Raw genomic sequence first — 16917 nt, forward strand, 5'->3', positions numbered from 1 at the left:
CCTGGCGCCCCTCGCCATTAACCATGCTCGCACACCCGGTCTTTCCCCTTTTCGGCCTATGCCATGGCCAGCGGATCGACTGCCGGGAGCAGAACGTCTGTCGGTGGCGCGGGCGAAAGCCCGCCCCATCCCCTTGACAGCGCCGCCCCATTCGGGCCGATCCGCGCCATGATCCATCTCACCCGCAACGGCCATGTCGCCACCATCGCGCTCGCCCGGCCCGAGGCGAAGAACGCGCTCCCCACCGCGGCCTGGCAGGCACTGGCCGCCGCGGCGCGCGATGTCGGCGATGCCCGCGCCGTGATCCTCAGGTCCGACGTGCCCGGCATCTTCTCCGCCGGCGCCGATATCCGCGAGTTCGAGCAGCTCCAGGCCGATCCGGCGCTGCGCACCCGTTTCCGCCAGGCCATGCGCGAGGGGATCGAGGCGATCGCCGCGCTGCCCATGCCGGTGATCGCCGCGGTCGATGGCGGCTGCTTCGGCGCGGCGGTGGCGCTGATCCTCGCCGCCGATATCCGCATCGCCGGCGCCCAGGCCGAATTCGCGATCACGCCCGCCCGGCTGGGGATCGGCTATCCGCGCGAGGACGTCGCCCGGCTGGAGGCGCAGGTGGGGCGGGGCATGGCTGCGCTGCTGCTCTTCACCGGCGACAAGCTGCGGCCCGACGAGGTCCACAAGATCGGGCTGGTCGAGCTCAAGACCCGCAAGGCGATCGAGACCGCCACCGCCATGGCGAACGCGATCGCCGGCAACGCCCCTCGGGCGGTCAGGCTGCTCAAGCGCACCCTGGGCGGCGAACAGACCGACCGCGACTTCGAGGACGCGTTCGGCGGCCCCGAATTCGCCGAGGGCCTTGCCGCCTTCCGCGCGCGCCGGAGCCCCAACTGGTGAGCGCCGCCGAGATCCTGGAAGGCAGTGCCCGGGGCGTGCTCCTGTTGTGCGACCACGCCTCCAGCGCCGTGCCGGCGGACATCGATCTCGGCATCGATCCCGCGCTGCTCGACAATCACATCGCCATCGATATCGGCGCCGCCGCCGTCACGCGCGCGCTGGCGGCCCGGCTCGGCTGCCCGGCGATCCTTGCCACGGTCTCGCGGCTGGTGATCGACCTGCATCGCGAACCCGATCATATCGGCCTCATCCCGCACCGGAGCGACGGCCATCCGATCCCCGGCAACGAAACGGTCGACCGGGCCGGGCGCATCGCCCGTTTCCATGCGCCCTATCACCGCGTGCTTCGCGACCATGTCCGCGCCCAGCGGCCCAGGCTGATCCTCTCGATCCACAGCTTCACGCCTTGCCTGGAACATGGCGGCACCGATCGGCCCTGGCAGGTGGGCGTGCTCTACAACCGCGATGTCCGCGCCGCGCATCCGACGGTCGCCTTCTTCCGGGAGCACGGCTTCGTCACCGGTGACAACGAGCCCTATTCGGGCCGGCTGCTGAACGCGACGCTAAACCGCCATGCCGAGGGGCAGGGCATCCCCTCGGTCGCGATCGAGATCCGCAACGACCTGATCCGCGATGATGCCGGGGTGGCGGAGTGGGCGGCGGTGCTGGCGGCGCTGGCGGGGCATTTGCTCCGATAGCCGTCATCCCCGCGAAAGCGGGGGCGACGGCAGATGGGAGGCCGGGCACAGGCGCGCTTCTACCCCCGCCATAAAAAGTTTGCGCAATAGTCTTGCGTAAAACCGCCTTCTCGCGACATAGGCTTGCGCATCATGACCCAGCGATTCGACAAGTCCAAGCTCCCCAGCCGCTATGTTTCCGTCGGCGTGGAGAGTGCCCCGCACCGCAGCTACTATTACGCCATGGGCCTCACCGAGGAGGAGATCGCCCGGCCGTTCGTCGGCATCGCCTCGGCGGGCAATGACAGCGCGCCGTGCAACACCACGCTCGATCAGCAGGCGGACTGGTGCCGCCAGGGCGTGAACGCGGGCGGCGGCATGCCCCGTCGCTTCAACACCATCACCGTGACCGACGGCATCGCCATGGGGCACCAGGGGATGAAGTCCTCGCTGGTGAGCCGCGAAGTCATCGCCGACTCGGTCGAGCTGTCGGTCCGCGGCCATTGCTACGACGCGCTCGTCACCTTCGCGGGGTGCGACAAGTCGCTTCCCGGCATGATGATGGCGATGCTCCGCCTCAACGTGCCGTCGATCTTCGTCTATGGCGGCTCGATCCTGCCGGGCCGCTGGCACGACCGCGACCTGACGGTGATCGACGTGTTCGAAGTCGTCGGCCGCTATGCCGCCGGCAAATGCCCGCTCTCGGAAGTCACCGAGATCGAGAAGGCTGCCTGTCCGGGGCATGGCGCCTGTGGCGGCCAATATACCGCCAACACCATGGCCTGCGTTGCCGAGGCGATCGGCTTGTCCTTGCCAAACAGCAATATGGCTCCGGCTCCTTACAAGTCGCGTGAAGAGATCGCGGTCGCGGCGGGCCGCCAGGTGATGGAACTGATCGCCCGCAACATCCGCCCGCGCGACATCTGCACGCGGGAGGCGTTCGAGAACGCCGCTCGCATCGTCGCCGCGACGGGCGGGTCCACCAACGGCGCGCTGCACTTGCCGGCGATGGCCAATGAGGCGGGCATTGCGTTCGACCTGTTCGACGTTGCCGAGATCTTCAAGACCACGCCCTATGTCGCCGACCTGAAGCCCGGCGGCCGCTATGTCGCCCGCGACATGCACGAGGCGGGTGGCATCTACATGCTGATGAAGACGCTGGCGGCGGAGGGCTTCCTCCACCTCGACTGCCTGACGGTGACGGGGAAGACGCTGGGCGAGAATATCGACGAGGTCACCTGGAACCCCGATCAGAAGGTCATCTACGACGCCAGGACGCCGATCACGCCCACCGGCGGCGTGGTCGGGCTGCGCGGCTCGCTGGCGCCGGAGGGCGCGATCGTGAAGGTCGCGGGGATGAAGCGGCTCCAGTTCACCGGCACGGCCAAGGTGTTCGAGCGCGAGGAGGATGCCTTTGCCGCGGTCGAGGCGAATGCGATCGAGGAGGGGACGGTCGTCGTCATCCGCTATGAAGGGCCCAAGGGCGGTCCCGGCATGCGCGAGATGCTGTCGACCACCGCGGCCCTCTATGGCCAGGGGCTGGGCGAGAAGGTGGCGCTGATCACCGACGGCCGTTTCTCGGGCGGCACGCGCGGTTTCTGCATCGGCCATGTCGGGCCCGAGGCGGCCGATGGCGGCCCGATCGCCCTGGTCGAGGATGGCGACGAGATCAGCATCGATGCCGAGGCCGGCACCGTGGACCTCAACGTGCCCGAGGACGTGCTCGCCGAACGCCGCGCCAGATGGCGGCCGCGCGCGAACGATTACCAGTCCGGCGCGCTCTGGCGCTTTTCCCGGAATGTCGGCCCTGCCTATAAGGGAGCGGTAACGCACCCGGGAGCCAGCGCCGAAACCCATGTCTTCGCGGATATCTAGACCAGGTCCTTCTCTCTCCCCGGGGGCCGGGGGCGGCGCGCAACGGGCATTTCCGCTGGCTGCGCTCGCCCTCCTCGCCGCCTGCAACACCCAGGTCCGCGACAAGGCGGCGGAGGCCCGCAACCAGGTCCAGGCGGAGAAGCGGGAGAAGGCGGAGGGCCGCATCGAATGCGCCCCGCCCGGTGCCGAGGCCTTTTCCTTCGCCTGCACGATCGATCGGGTCCAGTCGCAGGACGGGCTGTTCCTTACCCTGCGCCATCCCGATGGCGGGTTCCGCCGCCTGCTCGTCACTACCGACGGGCGCGGGGTGGTCGCCGCCGATGGTGCCGAGAAGGCCGTGGTGACGCCGCTTGCCCCGAACCTGATCGAAGTCGCGATCGGCGGCGCGCGCTATCGCTTGCCCGCTACGGTGCGCGGGCCGAGGGCAGGGCAATGATCCCGCCCGGCGCACCGATCGTCACCGCTGCCCGGATGCGCGCCGCCGAGGAGGCGCTGTTCCGGCGCGAACCCCAGCTGGACGTGATGGAGCGTGCCGGCGCCGCCGTGGCGGGCGCGGTGGCGCGCTTCGCCCGGGGCAGCCCGATCCTCGTCCTGGCCGGGCCCGGCAACAATGGCGGCGATGCCTATGCCGCCGCGCGCCTGCTGAAGGCAGCCGGCCATGACGTCGCGGTCGCCGCCTGTGGCGAGCCCGGCACGCCTGCCGCGCGGGCGATGCTGGAGCGCTGGGGCGGGGACGTGGGCGCGCTCTACCAGGCCCGGCCGCGCCCGGTGCTGGTCGACGGGTTGTTCGGCACCGGCCTCACCCGCCCGCTCGAGCGCGGCATCGCGCCGGTCCTGGCCGAGCTGGTCGCCGCCGCTCGCTTCTCCCTCGCGATCGACTTGCCCTCGGGCCTGGCCACCGACAGCGGCGCCGATCTGGGCGCGCCGCGCGGGATCGGCGCGACGCTGGCGCTGGGCGCGCTCAAGCCCGCGCATCTCCTCGATGCCGGGCTAGAACGCTGCGGACAGGTCCTGCTCGCCGATATCGGCATCCCGGTGGAGAGCGACTGGCGCACCGTTGCCCGGCCGAAGCTGACGGCTCCGGGGCCGCGTGCCCATAAGTACAGCCGCGGCCTGGTCGTAGTGGTCGAGGGCGACATGCCCGGCGCCGCCCGGCTCGCCGCCCATGCCGCCATGGCGGGCGGCGCCGGCTACACGATCCTCGCCTGTCGCGACGAGGGCGGCGGCGGTCCCGACGCGCTGGTGCGCCACAGGATCGCGAATGGCGACGATCTGGCCGATTTCCTTACCGAGAAGCGTATCGGGGGAATCCTGATCGGCCCCGGACTGGGCCGCGATCGCCGCGCCGAAGGGCTGCTAAAGGCCGCGCTGAACGCCGATCTTCCCTTGATCCTCGATGGTGACGCGCTGACCTTGCTGGGAAAATCCGCTGCCGCCTGGCTGCAGCGCCGCACCGCCGCGACCTGGCTCACGCCCCATGCGGGCGAGTTCGGCCGGATGTTCGAAGGCAATGGCGACAAGATCGTGCAAACTATTGCAGCAGCGTCGGAATCTCGAACGACCATAGTCCACAAGGGCGCCGATACGGTGATCGCCACGCCCCGCGGCGAGGCCCGTGTGCTCGCCCGGGCTTCGTCCTGGCTCTCCACCGCAGGCACCGGCGACGTGCTTGCCGGCACGCTTGCCGCGCAAGTTGCTGCGGGCAATAAGGACGCTGCCGAAACAGCGGTTTGGCTCCATGCCCGTGCGGCGGCTCTTGCGGGGCCGGCTTTCATCGCCGATGCGCTGCCGATGCATCTTTCCCAGGCGATCTCCGAATGTCTCTGAGCGAAGTCCTCCGCGTCGCGGGGCGCGGCGAGGGCGTCACCGCCGATGGCCGCTACGTGCCCCTTGCCGCGCCCGGCGACCGGATCGGCGCCGATGGCGCTATCCTCCCCGGTCCGCACCATCGCGAGCCGCCCTGCCGCCATTTCCCGGAATGCGGCGGCTGCCAGCTCCAGCATCTCGACGATGCGGCGTGGAGCGGTTTCATCGTCGACCGGATCGCCGGCGCGCTCGCCCAGCACAAGCTCGAGACCGAGATCCGCACGCCCCAGCTGTCGCCGCCGCGCACTCGCCGCCGCGCCACGCTCCATGCCGAACGCCGCGGCCGCCAGGTCCATATCGGCTTCACCGCGCAGGGCAGCCACGCGCTGATCGACCTGCAGGAATGCCATGTCCTCGCCCCCGAACTGTTCGCGCTGCTTGCGCCGCTTCGGGGCCTGCTCGCCGCGATGCTGCCGGCGTCGCGGCGGATCAACATCCATCTCGCCAGGGCCGACCAGGGCGTGGACCTGCTGCTCGACGGGCTGGAGGCCGAGGGGCTGGCCGCCGCCGAGGCGATCACTGCCTTCGCCCAGCGCCACCAGCTCGCCCGCTTCGCGATGGACGAGGGGCTGGGCCCCACCGCGCGCTGGGAGCCGGACCCCGTCACCATCACGCTCGGCGGCGTCGCCGTGCCATTCCCGCCGGCCAACTTCCTCCAGGCGACGGCCGAGGGCGAGACGGCGCTGGTCTCCGCGGCCCGCGAGATCGTCGGCAATGCCGGCACTGTCGCGGATCTGTTCGCCGGGCTTGGCACCTTCACCTTCGCCTTTCCCAAGGCCAAGGTCTATGCGGCCGAAGCGGCGCGCGACTCGATCCTGTCGCTCAAGGCCGCTGCGGCACAGGCCCGCCGGCTGGTCTTCGCCGACCATCGCGACCTGTTCCGCCGCCCGGTGACCGGCGCCGATCTCGACAAGTTCGAAGCGCTGGTCCTCGATCCTCCGCGCGCCGGCGCACGGGAGCAGGTGGCCGAGATTGCCAAGGCGCGAACCCCTCTTATCGCCTATGTTTCCTGTAACCCCAGTACGTTCGCGCGTGATGCGCAGACATTATGCGAGGGTGGCTACGCCCTGGACTGGATTCAGCCGGTCGGCCAGTTCCGTTGGTCGACCCATGTCGAGCTGGCAGCGCGGTTCAGCCGGCAGGGGTAATCCGCCCATGCGCGGGAGGGGCTTCAGGGATAGTCGGCCCTGAGGAAGAACAGCCCGTCCGACGGTGCGTTGAGGCCCAGCGCCGCGCGGTCGCGGGCTTCCAGCGCCGCGCGCATGTCGTCGGGGCTCCAGCGCCCCTGGCCGACCAGCACCAGGCACCCCACCATCGAGCGCACCTGATGGTGGAGGAAGGAGCGGGCCGAGGCGAACACGCTGATCCGCTCGCCATCCTGCACCACGTCGAGCCGGTCGAGCGTGCGCAAGGGGCTGTCGGCCTGGCAATGGACCGAGCGGAAGGTAGTGAAGTCGTGTCGACCCACCAGCCGGGCCGCGCCCTGTGCCATCAGCCCCGCATCGAGCGGCGGGATCACCCGCCAGGCAAGGCCCTTCTCCCAGGTGAGCGGCGCCCGCCGTGTCGAGATTCGATACTCATAATGGCGTGCAACGCACGAGAAACGCGCGTGCCAGTCATCCGCGACTTCGGCGCAATCGAGAATCGCCACCGGATTGGGCCGCACGCGGGCATTGAGCGCTTCCATCAGCCGGAAGGCCGCAATCGGCTTGTCGATATCGATGTGCGCCCGCATGGCGAGCGCATGGACGCCCGCATCGGTGCGCCCCGCCGCCTGCACCGAGGCGCGCTCGCCGGTGACGGCAAAGGCGGCCTCCTCGATCGCCTGCTGCACGCTCGGACCATGGTCCTGTCGCTGCCAGCCCATGAAGGGCCGCCCGTCGAACTCCACCGTAAGCGCGAACCGCGTCAAAGCCGGGTACCCGGAGGAACGGGAAAGCCGCGCAGCAGCTCGGTTACCGTCATGACGCCACGGCCCGCGCGTTGCACGGTATCCGGCCGGATGGCGCCGTCTCCGCAGCCGATCGCGAGTTGGGCGTCCAGGACGAGGCCCGGCGTAGTGCGGTAGTGGATATCGCCGGGATTTTCGGAGCTGCTCTGGATATGGGCAGTCAGCACCTTGATGCGTTCGCCGGCATGTTCGAACCATGCCCCCGGTGCGGGGTTGAACGCCCGGACATGGCGATCGACCTGCCGGGCGCCGACGCTCCAATCGATCCGCGCTTCGGATTTGTCGATCTTGGCGGCATAGGTCACGCCTTCCGCCGCCTGGGGTTGCGGCGGATAGCGCGCGATGTCGTCGAGTACCCGCACCATCAGCTTGGCGCCCAGCAGCGAAAGCCGGCGAGAGATCGCGCCGCTGCTATCCTGGGCGCCGATGGGAATCCGCTCCTCCAGCCGTACCGGACCGGTATCGAGCCCCGCTTCCATCTGCATGATGCCGACGCCGGTCTCGTCATCCCCGGCCAGGATCGCCCGCTGGATCGGCGCGGCGCCACGCCATCTCGGCAGCAGCGAGCCATGGATGTTGAGGCAGCCATGCCTTGGCGCATCGAGCAGTGCCTGAGGCAGGATCAGGCCATAGGCGGCGACCACCGCCACATCCGCCTCCAGCGCGGCGAAGGCCGCGATCGCCTCCGGTTCCTTCCGGAAGGAGAGCGGCGTGCGCACGTCGATCCCCAGTTCCTCGGCCCGGGCATGCACCGGCGAAGGCGTCAGCGCCTTGCCCCGCCGCCCGCCGGCGCGCGGCGGCTGGCTGTAGGCCGCCACGACGTCGTGCCCGGCCTCGACCAGCGCATCGAGCGCCGGCACCGCGAAATCCGGGGTTCCCATGAATATCACTCGCATGGGCGGGTCTCTAGCTGCCCAGCACCTTCCCGTCATCCCTGCCTTGGCGGGGACGAGGGCGGAAGTGCCGCGGGACAACGGCATGGTTTCCTTTCTGTTCCTGCATGGCTACATCTCCATCCATGGCATCTCCCGAGATCGAAGCGCTCACCCAGGCCCTGTCGCGACTTCCCGGCCTCGGCCCCCGTTCGGCGCGCCGCGCGGTGCTTCACTTGCTCAAGAAGCGCGAGACGGCGCTCGATCCGCTGCTCTCGGCGCTGGGCGCGGTGAGCCGCAACCTGGCCACCTGCGGGATCTGCGGCAATGTCGACACGTCGGACCCTTGCCAGATCTGCGCCGATCCGCGCCGCGACACGCGCGCGCTTTGCGTGGTCGAGGAAGTGGCGGACCTGTGGGCGCTCGATCGCTCGCGGCTGTTCCCGGGCCGTTTCCATGTGCTTGGCGGGCGCCTCTCGGCCCTGGAGGGAGTCCGGCCCGAGGATCTGCGCATCGACAGGCTGGTCGCCCGGATCGCCGCAGGGGGGATCGACGAAGTGGTGCTCGCGATGAACGCCACGCTCGAGGGCCAGACCACCGCCCATTACATCGCCGAGCGGATCGAGACCTATCCGGTGCGCGTCACCCAGCTCGCCCATGGCCTGCCGGTGGGCGGCGAGCTCGACTATCTCGACGAAGGCACGCTGGCCCAGGCGTTGCGAGCGCGACGGCCGGTAGCCTGAAATCCGTTCGCGCGAACCAAATCTTGCGACATGCGCCCCGTCGGCCTAAATTGGGCCAATGGCCATTCTACCCATTGTCGAAGTACCCGATCCGCGCCTGCGCCTCATCTCCGAACCCGTTGCGGAGGTGACCGACGAGTTGCGCGACCTGATCGCGGACATGTTCGACACCATGTACGACGCGCCCGGCATCGGCCTTGCCGCCATCCAGGTGGGCGTGCCCAAGCGCGTGATCGTCATGGACCTGCAGGAGCGCGAGGACGAGGAAGGCAAGCCGATCCGCGAGCCGCGCGTCTTCATCAACCCCGAGATCCTCGATCCGGCCGAGGAACAGTCCGTCTATACCGAGGGATGCCTGTCGATCCCCGAGCAGTTCGCCGATGTCGAGCGCCCCGCGCGCTGCCGGGTGAAGTGGCTGGACGAGAAGGGCGCCGCGCATGACGAGGTGTTCGAGGGCCTGCTCGCCACCTGCATCCAGCACGAGATGGACCATCTTCAGGGCATCGTCTTCATCGACCATCTGTCGCGCCTGAAGCGCGACATGATCCTCAAGAAGCTTGCCAAGGCACGCAAGGCCGCCGCCTGAGCCCGGTCGGGGGCGGCGGTGCACGCCCTCGAAATTCCCGCTGTCCTATGCGTAGCGTTCGGTATATGTTCCGCGCGCGGGCGCCCGCATGCGCGCCTGTCGTGACTTTAGTGACCTTTCGGGAGGCGAGGCTTGGATCTGTTGGCGGTTCTGATTGCGGTTGCCGCGCTCGTGACGGGGCTCGGCCTCGGCATGTTCCTGGGCGGGCGTCCGGCGGCGCAGATGCGCGCGGAGCGCGATGCCCGCGAGGCGGAGTTCAAGGCCGCCGCCGCCGATCTCGGCCGCGCCCAGATCGAGCTGGCCAGCCTCAAGGCCGAGACCAGCGGCATGGAGAGCCGCTTCGCCGAGCTGGCGCACCGCATCCTCGGCGAATCGCAGAAGAGCTTCCTCGAGCGCGCCGATCAGCGCTTCGCCCAGGCGGGGGAGAGCAACGAAGCGAAGATGAAGGCGCTGCTCGCCCCGGTGCAGGAGACGCTCACGCGCTACCAGCAGGGCCTGAGCGAAGTCGAGAAAGAGCGGGTAGGCAGCTATCAGGCGCTGCGCGAGGCGGTGCAGCAGCTCCATGCCGGCCACACCCAGGTGCGCGACGAGACCGCCAAGCTGGTCAATGCGCTGCGCGCCAGCCCCAAGGCGCGCGGCCGCTGGGGCGAGCAGAGCCTGCGCAACGTGCTCGAACAGGCCGGCCTGTCGCAGCACGCCGATTTCCAGACCGAGGTTTCGGTGAACACCGAGGACGGGCGGCTGCGCCCCGACGTGATCGTGCGCCTGCCCGGCGGCAAGAAGCTGATCATCGACGCGAAATGCTCGCTGAACGCGTTCCTCGACGCCAGCGAGGCGCATGAGGAGGGCAGCCGCGCCGCCCATCTCGCCGCGCATGCCGCCGCGATCCGCCGGCATGCCGAGCAGCTCGGCTCGAAAAACTATTGGGCGCAGTTCGGCGACGCGGCCGACTATGTGATCCTCTACATTCCCGGCGAGCATTTCCTGACCGCGGCGCTGGAGCAGGACGATGCGCTGTGGGAATGGGCGTTCGAGCGCCGCGTGCTGCTCGCCACGCCCACCAACCTCGTCGCGATCGCCCGCACCGTCGCCAGCGTCTGGCGCCAGGAGAAGCTGGCCGAGGAAGCCGCCGAGATCGCCCGGCTCGGCAAGGAGCTGCACTCGCGGCTTGCCACCATGGGCGGCCATGTCGCCCGGATGGGCCGCAACCTCGAACAGGCGACGGGTGCCTATAATGCGATGGTCGGCAGCCTGGAGAGCCAGGTGATGACTCAGGCCAAGCGTTTCGAGGCGCTGGAAGTGTCGAGCGGCACCAAGGAGATCGAGCCGCTGCCGATGGTCGAGAGCGCGCCGCGCCCGCTCACCAAGCTGGTGGCGGGCCCGGACGCGGCGGAAGCGGCCGAATAGCCCGGGCGATCGCTCAGGGCCGGGTGCGGGCCAGGGTCATGGTGCGGCCGCGGGCGCCGGTGAGCACCAGCTTGCCGGCGCGGTTGCCCGACACGCTCAGGCGCTCGCCGAGCAGGCCGAGAATGGCCTGTTCCTGCAGGTTCCGGCCGCGATCGACACAGGCCATCTTCGTGCTGGCCACGCCGCCGGTGCTGAGCCGGCCGCGCGCGAAATCATAGCTGCCGGTGAAACGGTTGCAGCTCGCATTGCCCGAGATGCGGCCCTGGTCGAACGCGACCATCGGGCTGGTGCCGCGCAGCACCGGCCGGCCGTTCAGCGCTTCGATCCGCCAGTTGCCGTCGATCACGCTGGCGCTGACCCGGGGCTCGCCGCCGCAGCCCTTGAAGGTGCGGCCGTCCACCGTGACCGTCACCGTGTCGGGATAGACGCGGTCGCTCATCCCGTCGCTGCACTGGCGGTGGTTGGTGTTCACGTCGATCCGGCGGGTCTGCCAGATCTCGCCGGCAAAGCCGTGGATCACCCTGGGCGTGGGGACGCTGACCGTGGGCCGGCCCGGCGCCTCGAAGCGCATGGTCCGCGCGCCGATGGTCAGGCTCCAGAAGGGCTCGGTGCCCGAAGCGCGATACTCGCCCTGGGCCTGGGCGGCGGCGGGCGGGGCGGTCAGCGCGATCAGGCTGGCGGCGGCGATCGTCGAAATGCGCATGGTCTCACTCCTCTTCGCCGCGGGAAATGCGCGGACCGGGCTGAACGCTCCATGGCCGTAACGATTATCGGAGGTTCAGCTTCGTTGCTGGCCGAGCACTTCATAGGCCATTACCGCGGTGGCCACGGCGGCGTTCAGGCTGTCCGCCCTGCCGAGCATGGGGATTTTGACCAGCAGGTCGCAGGCCTCGGCCATGAAGCCGGGCATGCCCTGTGCCTCGTTGCCGGTGAGCAGGAAGGTCGGCGCCTCGTAGCGGGGCGCGCGATAGTCGTGCTCGGTGTCGAGGCTGAGGCCCACCAGCTGGCCGGGGGCCTTGCGCAGCCAGACCAGGAAATCGCCCCAGCTCGCCCGTGCCACCGGCACGGTGAACAGCGCGCCCATGCTCGCGCGCACGGCCTCCACCGAGAAGGGGTCGACACAGTCGTCGATCAGGATCAGCCCGCCGGCGCCCACCGCATCGGCGGTGCGCAGGATCGTGCCCATATTGCCCGGATCGCGCAGCCGCTCGGCGACCAGCCAGATGCCCGACCGGCTCCGGTCGAGATCCGCCAGCGTCACGGCGAAGTCGGGATAGACGCCCACCACCGCGCCGGGATTGTCCTTGCCCGAGAGCTTGGAGAGGATGTCGGCATTGGTCTCGATCGCCCAGCCGCCCGCGGCCTCGGTGGCGGCGATCAGCGTTCGGACCAGTGCGTGGCCGGCCATGTCCTTCGAAAAGAACAGATATTGCGGAACGCGCCCAGCCTCGTGCGCTTCGGTGAGGATGCGCAGGCCCTCGGCGAGGAACAGGCCTTCCTCGCGGCGGTGCTTCTTGTCGCGCAGGTTGCGGACGCGCTTGATGAGGGGATTGGAAAAGGCGGTTATCTCGCGAGGCATCGGCGATGCCCTAATGCCAATTTCCGCCCGAGGCTATTCCTCGTTGAACCGCGCCTCGACCAGCGCGACCAGCGCCTGGACCGCGCCGTCGGCGCCATCCCCCTCGGCGCTGATGGAGATGGTATCGCCCTTGGCGGCGCCCAGCATCATCAGGTCGAGGATCGACGTGCCGGAAGCGGTGTTGCCGTCCTTCTCGACGGTGAGTTCGACCGGCTGGGCGGTGGCGAGCGTCACGAAGGCCATGCTGGCGCGCGCGTGCAGGCCGCGCTTGTTCTCGATCGTGACCATACGGATGCAGCGGTTCAAGCGGCGGCCTCTCCCAGCACTTCGGATGCGATCGTGATGTATTTCCGGCCTGCGTCGCGTGCCGCGGCCACCGCTTCGGTGACCTTCATGGTCTTGCGCGCGCTGCCCAGACGGATCAGCATCGGCAGGTTGATCCCGGCGATCACTTCGACCCGGCCCGCTTCCATCAGCGAAATGGCGAGGTTCGACGGGGTACCGCCGAACAGGTCGCTCAGCACGATCACGCCCCGGCCCGAATCGACGCTCTTGATCGCCGCGGCGATATCCGCGCGGCGACCTTCCATATCGTCCTCGGGCCCGATGCAGATCGAGGCGACCTGCTCCTGCTTGCCCACTACATGCTCCATCGCGACTACGAACTCCTCCGCGAGTCGTCCGTGCGTCACGAGCACCAAACCGATCATCTCAAACTCCGCCCCCTGCCGTGGTCACCGGGGCCCCCTCCAGCGAGTCCTGCGGCGCGGTCTTCGTATCACGATGCGTCACCGTGGGCGAAAAACCCGCGCCGCGCAACCGCGCGGCCATCCGTTCGGCGACATGCACCGAACGGTGACGGCCTCCGGTGCATCCGAACGCTATCGTAACATACGCCTTTCCCTCGGCCTGGTAGCGCGGGAGCAGCAGGAGCAGCAGCGACTCGATCTGCGCCATCGCCGCCGGATAGGCCGGGTCGGCCGCGATATAGGCGGCGACCTTGGGATCCTTGCCGGTGCCGGGGCGCAACGCCGGATCCCAGTGCGGATTACGCAGGAAGCGCATGTCGAACACCAGGTCGGCATCGCGCGGGAGCCCGCGGGCGAAGCCGAACGAGACGACCGAGAGGATCGTGTCGCTCAGGCCGGCGCCCGAGAAAGTGGTCCGGATCTGCTGGGCGAGTTCGTTGGCGCTGAGATCCGTCGTGTCGATCAGCCGGTTCGCCCAACTCCGGAGCGGGGTGAGCAGTTCGCGCTCGTGCGCGATGCCGTCCTGTGCAGGGCGATCCTGGGCCATGGGATGGCGGCGGCGCGTCTCCGAGTAGCGCCGCTCCAGCTCGGCGCCCGAGCATTCGAGGAACAGCGTGCCGACGTCATGGCCGTGCTCCTCGCGCAGCTTCTTGATGCGGCGGACGATGTTCTCCGGATCGAAGCCGCGCGTCTGGGTGCCGATGCCGATGGCCAGCGGCCGATCATCGTCGGCGTCGCCCGGCGCAGTATCGAGCAGGCGGTTGAGCAGCAGCAGGGGCAGGTTGTCGACGGTCTCCCAGCCGAGATCCTCGAGCGTGCGCAATACCGTCGACTTGCCGGCGCCGGACATGCCGGTGACGAGCAGGATCTGCTTCGGGCGCTTGCTCGTCACGCGAACGCCTTCAGCGCATATTCGATCTTGATCGGTGCGGCCGGCTCGCTGGGGGCAAGCGCGATCACGGGCACGTCCACGCCGGCGATGCGCTGGCTGCGCCGATCCTCGGGCAGGCGCGGCGCCGTGTCGAGCACCACCGCGATCAGCGCCACCGGCACTTCGGCGAGGCAGGGCAGCTCCACCGAGCCGATGCCGCGAATCTCCACGCGGCCGGCAGTGCCCGTCGGTGCCGTGCCGAGCAGCTCGGCGCCGCGGCGCACGCAGACGGTGCGCGTATCGGCCACCAGGGTGGCGCCGCGATCCAGCAGGCGGAGCAGCAGGTCGGTGCGCTGGGCCTCGTCGCGTGCCTCGATCAGCACGCCGCGGCCGCCGATCGCCACGCAGGCGCCCAGAATCGCTTCCGAGGACAGCTCCGCCATCAATTGCGTCCCGTCAGTGGCAGTCGCACCACGAATCGCGCCCCGCTCAATCGATCCTCCCGCGATTCGACTGAAATGCTCCCCTGATGGCCCTCGACGATCGTGCGGGCGATGGCAAGCCCCAGGCCGGAATGCTGGCCGAATGCCTCGTCCTGCGGGCGCACCGAATGAAAGCGGCGGAAGATGTTCTCGCGTGCCTCTTCGGGTACGCCGGACCCCTCGTCCTCCACCCGGATGGTGAGATAATCCTCGTCGCTCGAAGCCGAGATCGCGATCAGGCTCCTGGGCGGCGAGAAGGAGATGGCGTTCTCGATCAGGTTCTCGAACACGCGTTCCAGCCGCGCGCCTTCGCCGAGCACCGTGAGCTCGACGCCCGGCCCGCGATCGAAGGCGATGCGGATGCCGTTCGGGATGCCGCGCGCTTCGCGCTGGTCGAGCAGCGCCTGGATCATCGCGCCGATATCGACCGGCTCGAAGGTGGCGCGGCTGAGCTGGGCGTCGAGCCGGGAAGCCTCCGAGATGTCGGTGATCAGCCGGTCCAGGCGGAACACGTCGTCGCGCACGATTTCGAGCAGCTGGTCGCGATGCTCCTTCTTCTTCACCGCCGCCATGCCGTCCACCGCGGAGCGCAGCGAGGCGAGGGGGTTCTTCAGCTCGTGGGTGACGTCCGCCGCAAAGGCCTCGGTCGCGTCGATCCGCGCGCGCAGCGCCTGGGTCATGTCGGACAGTGCGCGGGCGAGCAGGCCGATCTCGTCGCTGCGATCGGGCAGGCGGGGCACCACCACTTCGCGCGCGCGCCCCAGCCGCACCCGGATCGCGGCGCGCGCGAGCAGGCGCAGCGGCCGCACGATCGTGCGCGCCAGGAACAGCGACAGCAGGATCGAGAAGACCGAGACGAACAGCAGGACCATGCCCAGGCGGAAGCGCTCGGCCCGCACCGTCTGGGTAATGTCGCGCGCGTTCACCGTGGTCATCACCACGCCCAGCTCGGTGATCGGCGCGGCGGCGGTGATCACCGGGGTGCGATCGGGCGCGCGCCAGACCGTCGCGGGAGTGCCATGCGCGGAGAGGGCCGTGCGCACGTCCGGCCAGTCGAGCCCCTGGTCCGCCGGGCGCTCGCGATAGAGCGGCGCGCGGTCGGCCCCCGCCACCGTGTCGATCACGGCATCGAGGAAGCGCGCCGCTTCCAGCCCCCAGGGATCCTTGTCCGGATCGCGCAGCACCACGTTGCGCAGGCCCAGCGCCTTGCTGTCCGAGAGCAGTTTCCCCTTCTCGTCGAACAGGCGGATGCGCGTGCCCGTGTCGCGCGCCAGGCTGAGCACCAGCAGGTCGCGGCGTTTCGCGTCCTTGGCGGAAGCGAGGGCCTGGGCGATCAGCCGCACCTCTCGGCCTGCCTGCTCCACCCGGCTGTCGACGATCCGGCTGCGATAGGAATCGAGATAGGAGAAGCCGCCGCCCAGCAGCGCCAGCGCGAAGATGTTCACCGCGAGGATGCGCGGCGTCAGGCTGACCCGATTGGACCATTTGAGCGCGAGGTCGCGCTCGTCCCTATTCGTCCGAGAACCGGTAGCCCGCGCCATATAATGTCTCGATGGCGTCGAACTGCGAATCGACCTGCCGGAACTTGCGGCGCACGCGCTTGATGTGGCTGTCGATGGTGCGGTCATCGACATAGATGTCGTCCTGATAGGCGGCATCCATCAGCTGGTTGCGGGTCTTCACGATGCCCGGGCGCTGCGCCAGCGTCTCCAGGATCAGGAACTCGGTGACGGTCAGCGTCACGTTGATGCCGTTCCAGGTCACGCGGTGGCGCGCCGGGTCCATGGTGAGCCGGCCGCGCTCCAGCGCCTCGGCGGTCACTTCCTCGCCGCCCTCGGCGCTCGGCTGCGTGGCCTCGGTACGGCGCAGGATCGCGCGGATCCGCGCGATCAGCAGGCGCTGGCTGAACGGCTTGGCGATATAGTCGTCCGCGCCCATCGCCAGGCCCAGCGCCTCGTCCAGCTCGTCATCCTTGCTCGTGAGGAAGATCACCGGGATCGTGCTCTTCTCGCGCAGCCGGCGGAGCAGCTCGAGCCCGTCCATCTTCGGCATCTTGATGTCGAGCACCGCCAGGTCGGGCGGATTGTCGATCAGTGCCTTCAGCGCACTCTCGCCGTCCGAATAGACGCGCGTGAGGAAACCCTCGGTCTGCAACGCGATCGAGACGGAGGTGAGGATGTTGCGGTCGTCGTCGACCAACGCGATCGTTGCGGTCATGCTTGTGTGGCACTCGGGTCCATTGAATCCGTGGCGTAACCGAAAGTTCTTTGCCGCTCAATCGGCTGACAACGTTTACTCGGGTTGACCCCCGTCCGGCTGAGGTTCAAGGCCGCGCAATATTATTGCACCGGAGGGCAACAATCCGGGC

At 69.2% G+C, this 16917-nt stretch carries 19 protein-coding genes; 9 read left to right on the plus strand and 10 right to left on the minus strand.

What is annotated here, in order from left to right; all coding sequences use genetic code 11:
• Window positions 1-168: 168 nt before the first annotated feature.
• The 6 genes from BGP17_RS18835 (at window position 169) to BGP17_RS18860 (ending at window position 6457) form a co-directional block, all read left to right on the plus strand.
• Window positions 169-891 (plus strand): enoyl-CoA hydratase/isomerase family protein, encoded by a 723-nt coding sequence (locus BGP17_RS18835; RefSeq protein WP_286713150.1) that lies wholly within the window; start codon window positions 169-171, stop codon window positions 889-891.
• Window positions 888-1589, plus strand: coding sequence for an N-formylglutamate amidohydrolase (locus BGP17_RS18840; protein ID WP_167298791.1), 702 nt, complete (start codon window positions 888-890; stop codon window positions 1587-1589). The genes BGP17_RS18835 and BGP17_RS18840 overlap by 4 nt, the downstream gene beginning before the upstream one ends.
• Window positions 1590-1721: 132 nt before the next feature.
• Entirely contained in the window at window positions 1722-3443 is a 1722-nt protein-coding gene (gene ilvD, locus BGP17_RS18845) for a dihydroxy-acid dehydratase (protein WP_167298792.1), read from the plus strand.
• Window positions 3424-3879, plus strand: coding sequence for a hypothetical protein (locus BGP17_RS18850; RefSeq protein WP_286713151.1), 456 nt, complete (start codon window positions 3424-3426; stop codon window positions 3877-3879). Before ilvD ends, BGP17_RS18850 begins: the two co-directional genes overlap by 20 nt.
• The gene (locus BGP17_RS18855) at window positions 3876-5270 is read left to right on the plus strand and encodes an NAD(P)H-hydrate dehydratase (protein ID WP_286713152.1); all 1395 of its coding nucleotides are present in this window, start codon (window positions 3876-3878) and stop codon (window positions 5268-5270) included. The genes BGP17_RS18850 and BGP17_RS18855 overlap by 4 nt, the downstream gene beginning before the upstream one ends.
• Window positions 5261-6457 carry a class I SAM-dependent RNA methyltransferase gene (locus tag BGP17_RS18860; protein WP_286713154.1) on the plus strand — a complete coding sequence of 399 codons (1197 nt, stop codon included), beginning with the start codon at window positions 5261-5263 and terminating at the stop codon, window positions 6455-6457. The genes BGP17_RS18855 and BGP17_RS18860 overlap by 10 nt, the downstream gene beginning before the upstream one ends.
• A 23-nt stretch (window positions 6458-6480) precedes the next feature.
• Here BGP17_RS18860 and truA read toward each other — a convergent pair whose 3' ends face one another.
• On the minus strand, window positions 6481-7221 hold the full coding sequence (gene truA, locus BGP17_RS18865; RefSeq protein ID WP_167298795.1) for a tRNA pseudouridine(38-40) synthase TruA: 741 nt from the start codon (window positions 7219-7221) through the stop codon (window positions 6481-6483).
• Window positions 7218-8156 carry a methionyl-tRNA formyltransferase gene (fmt, locus tag BGP17_RS18870; RefSeq protein ID WP_286713156.1) on the minus strand — a complete coding sequence of 313 codons (939 nt, stop codon included), beginning with the start codon at window positions 8154-8156 and terminating at the stop codon, window positions 7218-7220. Before fmt ends, truA begins: the two co-directional genes overlap by 4 nt.
• A gap of 122 nt (window positions 8157-8278) precedes the next feature.
• Here fmt and recR point away from each other — a divergent pair, with 122 nt between their 5' ends.
• The 3 genes from recR (at window position 8279) to BGP17_RS18885 (ending at window position 10868) form a co-directional block, all read left to right on the plus strand.
• Entirely contained in the window at window positions 8279-8875 is a 597-nt protein-coding gene (gene recR, locus BGP17_RS18875) for a recombination mediator RecR (RefSeq protein WP_086129561.1), read from the plus strand.
• Between the two features lie 58 nt (window positions 8876-8933).
• Window positions 8934-9461, plus strand: a complete 528-nt coding sequence (gene def, locus BGP17_RS18880; protein ID WP_137864018.1) for a peptide deformylase — start codon at window positions 8934-8936, stop codon at window positions 9459-9461.
• A gap of 141 nt (window positions 9462-9602) precedes the next feature.
• The gene (locus BGP17_RS18885; RefSeq protein WP_341786414.1) at window positions 9603-10868 is read left to right on the plus strand and encodes a DNA recombination protein RmuC; all 1266 of its coding nucleotides are present in this window, start codon (window positions 9603-9605) and stop codon (window positions 10866-10868) included.
• A gap of 13 nt (window positions 10869-10881) precedes the next feature.
• Here BGP17_RS18885 and BGP17_RS18890 read toward each other — a convergent pair whose 3' ends face one another.
• The 8 genes from BGP17_RS18890 to BGP17_RS18925 all read right to left on the minus strand — a co-directional run bounded on the left by BGP17_RS18890 (window position 10882) and on the right by BGP17_RS18925 (window position 16766).
• Window positions 10882-11571, minus strand: coding sequence for an META domain-containing protein (locus BGP17_RS18890; protein WP_286713158.1), 690 nt, complete (start codon window positions 11569-11571; stop codon window positions 10882-10884).
• A 75-nt stretch (window positions 11572-11646) separates the two neighbouring features.
• On the minus strand, window positions 11647-12447 hold the full coding sequence (locus tag BGP17_RS18895; protein WP_286713160.1) for a TrmH family RNA methyltransferase: 801 nt from the start codon (window positions 12445-12447) through the stop codon (window positions 11647-11649).
• 33 nt (window positions 12448-12480) lie between these two features.
• Complete coding sequence (locus tag BGP17_RS18900; protein WP_373384898.1) at window positions 12481-12735, minus strand: HPr family phosphocarrier protein; 255 nt, start codon at window positions 12733-12735, stop codon at window positions 12481-12483.
• Window positions 12736-12749: 14 nt separating this feature from the next.
• Window positions 12750-13157 carry a PTS sugar transporter subunit IIA gene (locus BGP17_RS18905; RefSeq protein ID WP_086129567.1) on the minus strand — a complete coding sequence of 136 codons (408 nt, stop codon included), beginning with the start codon at window positions 13155-13157 and terminating at the stop codon, window positions 12750-12752.
• A 1-nt stretch (window position 13158) separates the two neighbouring features.
• Complete coding sequence (rapZ, locus tag BGP17_RS18910) at window positions 13159-14088, minus strand: RNase adapter RapZ (protein ID WP_167298800.1); 930 nt, start codon at window positions 14086-14088, stop codon at window positions 13159-13161.
• Window positions 14085-14510 (minus strand): HPr kinase/phosphorylase, encoded by a 426-nt coding sequence (locus BGP17_RS18915; protein WP_167298801.1) that lies wholly within the window; start codon window positions 14508-14510, stop codon window positions 14085-14087. Before BGP17_RS18915 ends, rapZ begins: the two co-directional genes overlap by 4 nt.
• Window positions 14510-16090 carry a sensor histidine kinase gene (locus BGP17_RS18920; RefSeq protein WP_167298802.1) on the minus strand — a complete coding sequence of 527 codons (1581 nt, stop codon included), beginning with the start codon at window positions 16088-16090 and terminating at the stop codon, window positions 14510-14512. The genes BGP17_RS18915 and BGP17_RS18920 overlap by 1 nt, the downstream gene beginning before the upstream one ends.
• On the minus strand, window positions 16059-16766 hold the full coding sequence (locus tag BGP17_RS18925; protein ID WP_086129571.1) for a response regulator transcription factor: 708 nt from the start codon (window positions 16764-16766) through the stop codon (window positions 16059-16061). Before BGP17_RS18925 ends, BGP17_RS18920 begins: the two co-directional genes overlap by 32 nt.
• Window positions 16767-16917 lie beyond the last annotated feature (151 nt).

It is taken from the genome of Sphingomonas sp. 67-41 (genome assembly GCF_001899725.1).
GTDB lineage: Bacteria > Pseudomonadota > Alphaproteobacteria > Sphingomonadales > Sphingomonadaceae > Sphingomonas > Sphingomonas leidyi.

Excerpts from the sequence above, each read along its gene's own strand:
- BGP17_RS18835 (WP_286713150.1), top strand. The coding sequence starts at position 169 with ATGATCCATCTCACCCGCAACGGCCATGTCGCCACCATCGCGCTCGCC.
- ilvD (WP_167298792.1), top strand. The coding sequence starts at position 1,722 with ATGACCCAGCGATTCGACAAGTCCAAGCTCCCCAGCCGCTATGTTTCC.
- BGP17_RS18850 (WP_286713151.1), top strand. The coding sequence starts at position 3,424 with ATGTCTTCGCGGATATCTAGACCAGGTCCTTCTCTCTCCCCGGGGGCC.
- BGP17_RS18855 (WP_286713152.1), top strand. The coding sequence starts at position 3,876 with ATGATCCCGCCCGGCGCACCGATCGTCACCGCTGCCCGGATGCGCGCC.
- BGP17_RS18860 (WP_286713154.1), top strand. The coding sequence starts at position 5,261 with ATGTCTCTGAGCGAAGTCCTCCGCGTCGCGGGGCGCGGCGAGGGCGTC.
- fmt (WP_286713156.1), bottom strand. The coding sequence starts at position 8,156 with ATGCGAGTGATATTCATGGGAACCCCGGATTTCGCGGTGCCGGCGCTC.
- recR (WP_086129561.1), top strand. The coding sequence starts at position 8,279 with ATGGCATCTCCCGAGATCGAAGCGCTCACCCAGGCCCTGTCGCGACTT.
- def (WP_137864018.1), top strand. The coding sequence starts at position 8,934 with ATGGCCATTCTACCCATTGTCGAAGTACCCGATCCGCGCCTGCGCCTC.
- BGP17_RS18890 (WP_286713158.1), bottom strand. The coding sequence starts at position 11,571 with ATGCGCATTTCGACGATCGCCGCCGCCAGCCTGATCGCGCTGACCGCC.
- BGP17_RS18895 (WP_286713160.1), bottom strand. The coding sequence starts at position 12,447 with ATGCCTCGCGAGATAACCGCCTTTTCCAATCCCCTCATCAAGCGCGTC.
- BGP17_RS18900 (WP_373384898.1), bottom strand. The coding sequence starts at position 12,735 with ATGGTCACGATCGAGAACAAGCGCGGCCTGCACGCGCGCGCCAGCATG.
- BGP17_RS18905 (WP_086129567.1), bottom strand. The coding sequence starts at position 13,157 with ATGATCGGTTTGGTGCTCGTGACGCACGGACGACTCGCGGAGGAGTTC.
- BGP17_RS18915 (WP_167298801.1), bottom strand. The coding sequence starts at position 14,510 with ATGGCGGAGCTGTCCTCGGAAGCGATTCTGGGCGCCTGCGTGGCGATC.
- BGP17_RS18920 (WP_167298802.1), bottom strand. The coding sequence starts at position 16,090 with ATGGCGCGGGCTACCGGTTCTCGGACGAATAGGGACGAGCGCGACCTC.
- BGP17_RS18925 (WP_086129571.1), bottom strand. The coding sequence starts at position 16,766 with ATGACCGCAACGATCGCGTTGGTCGACGACGACCGCAACATCCTCACC.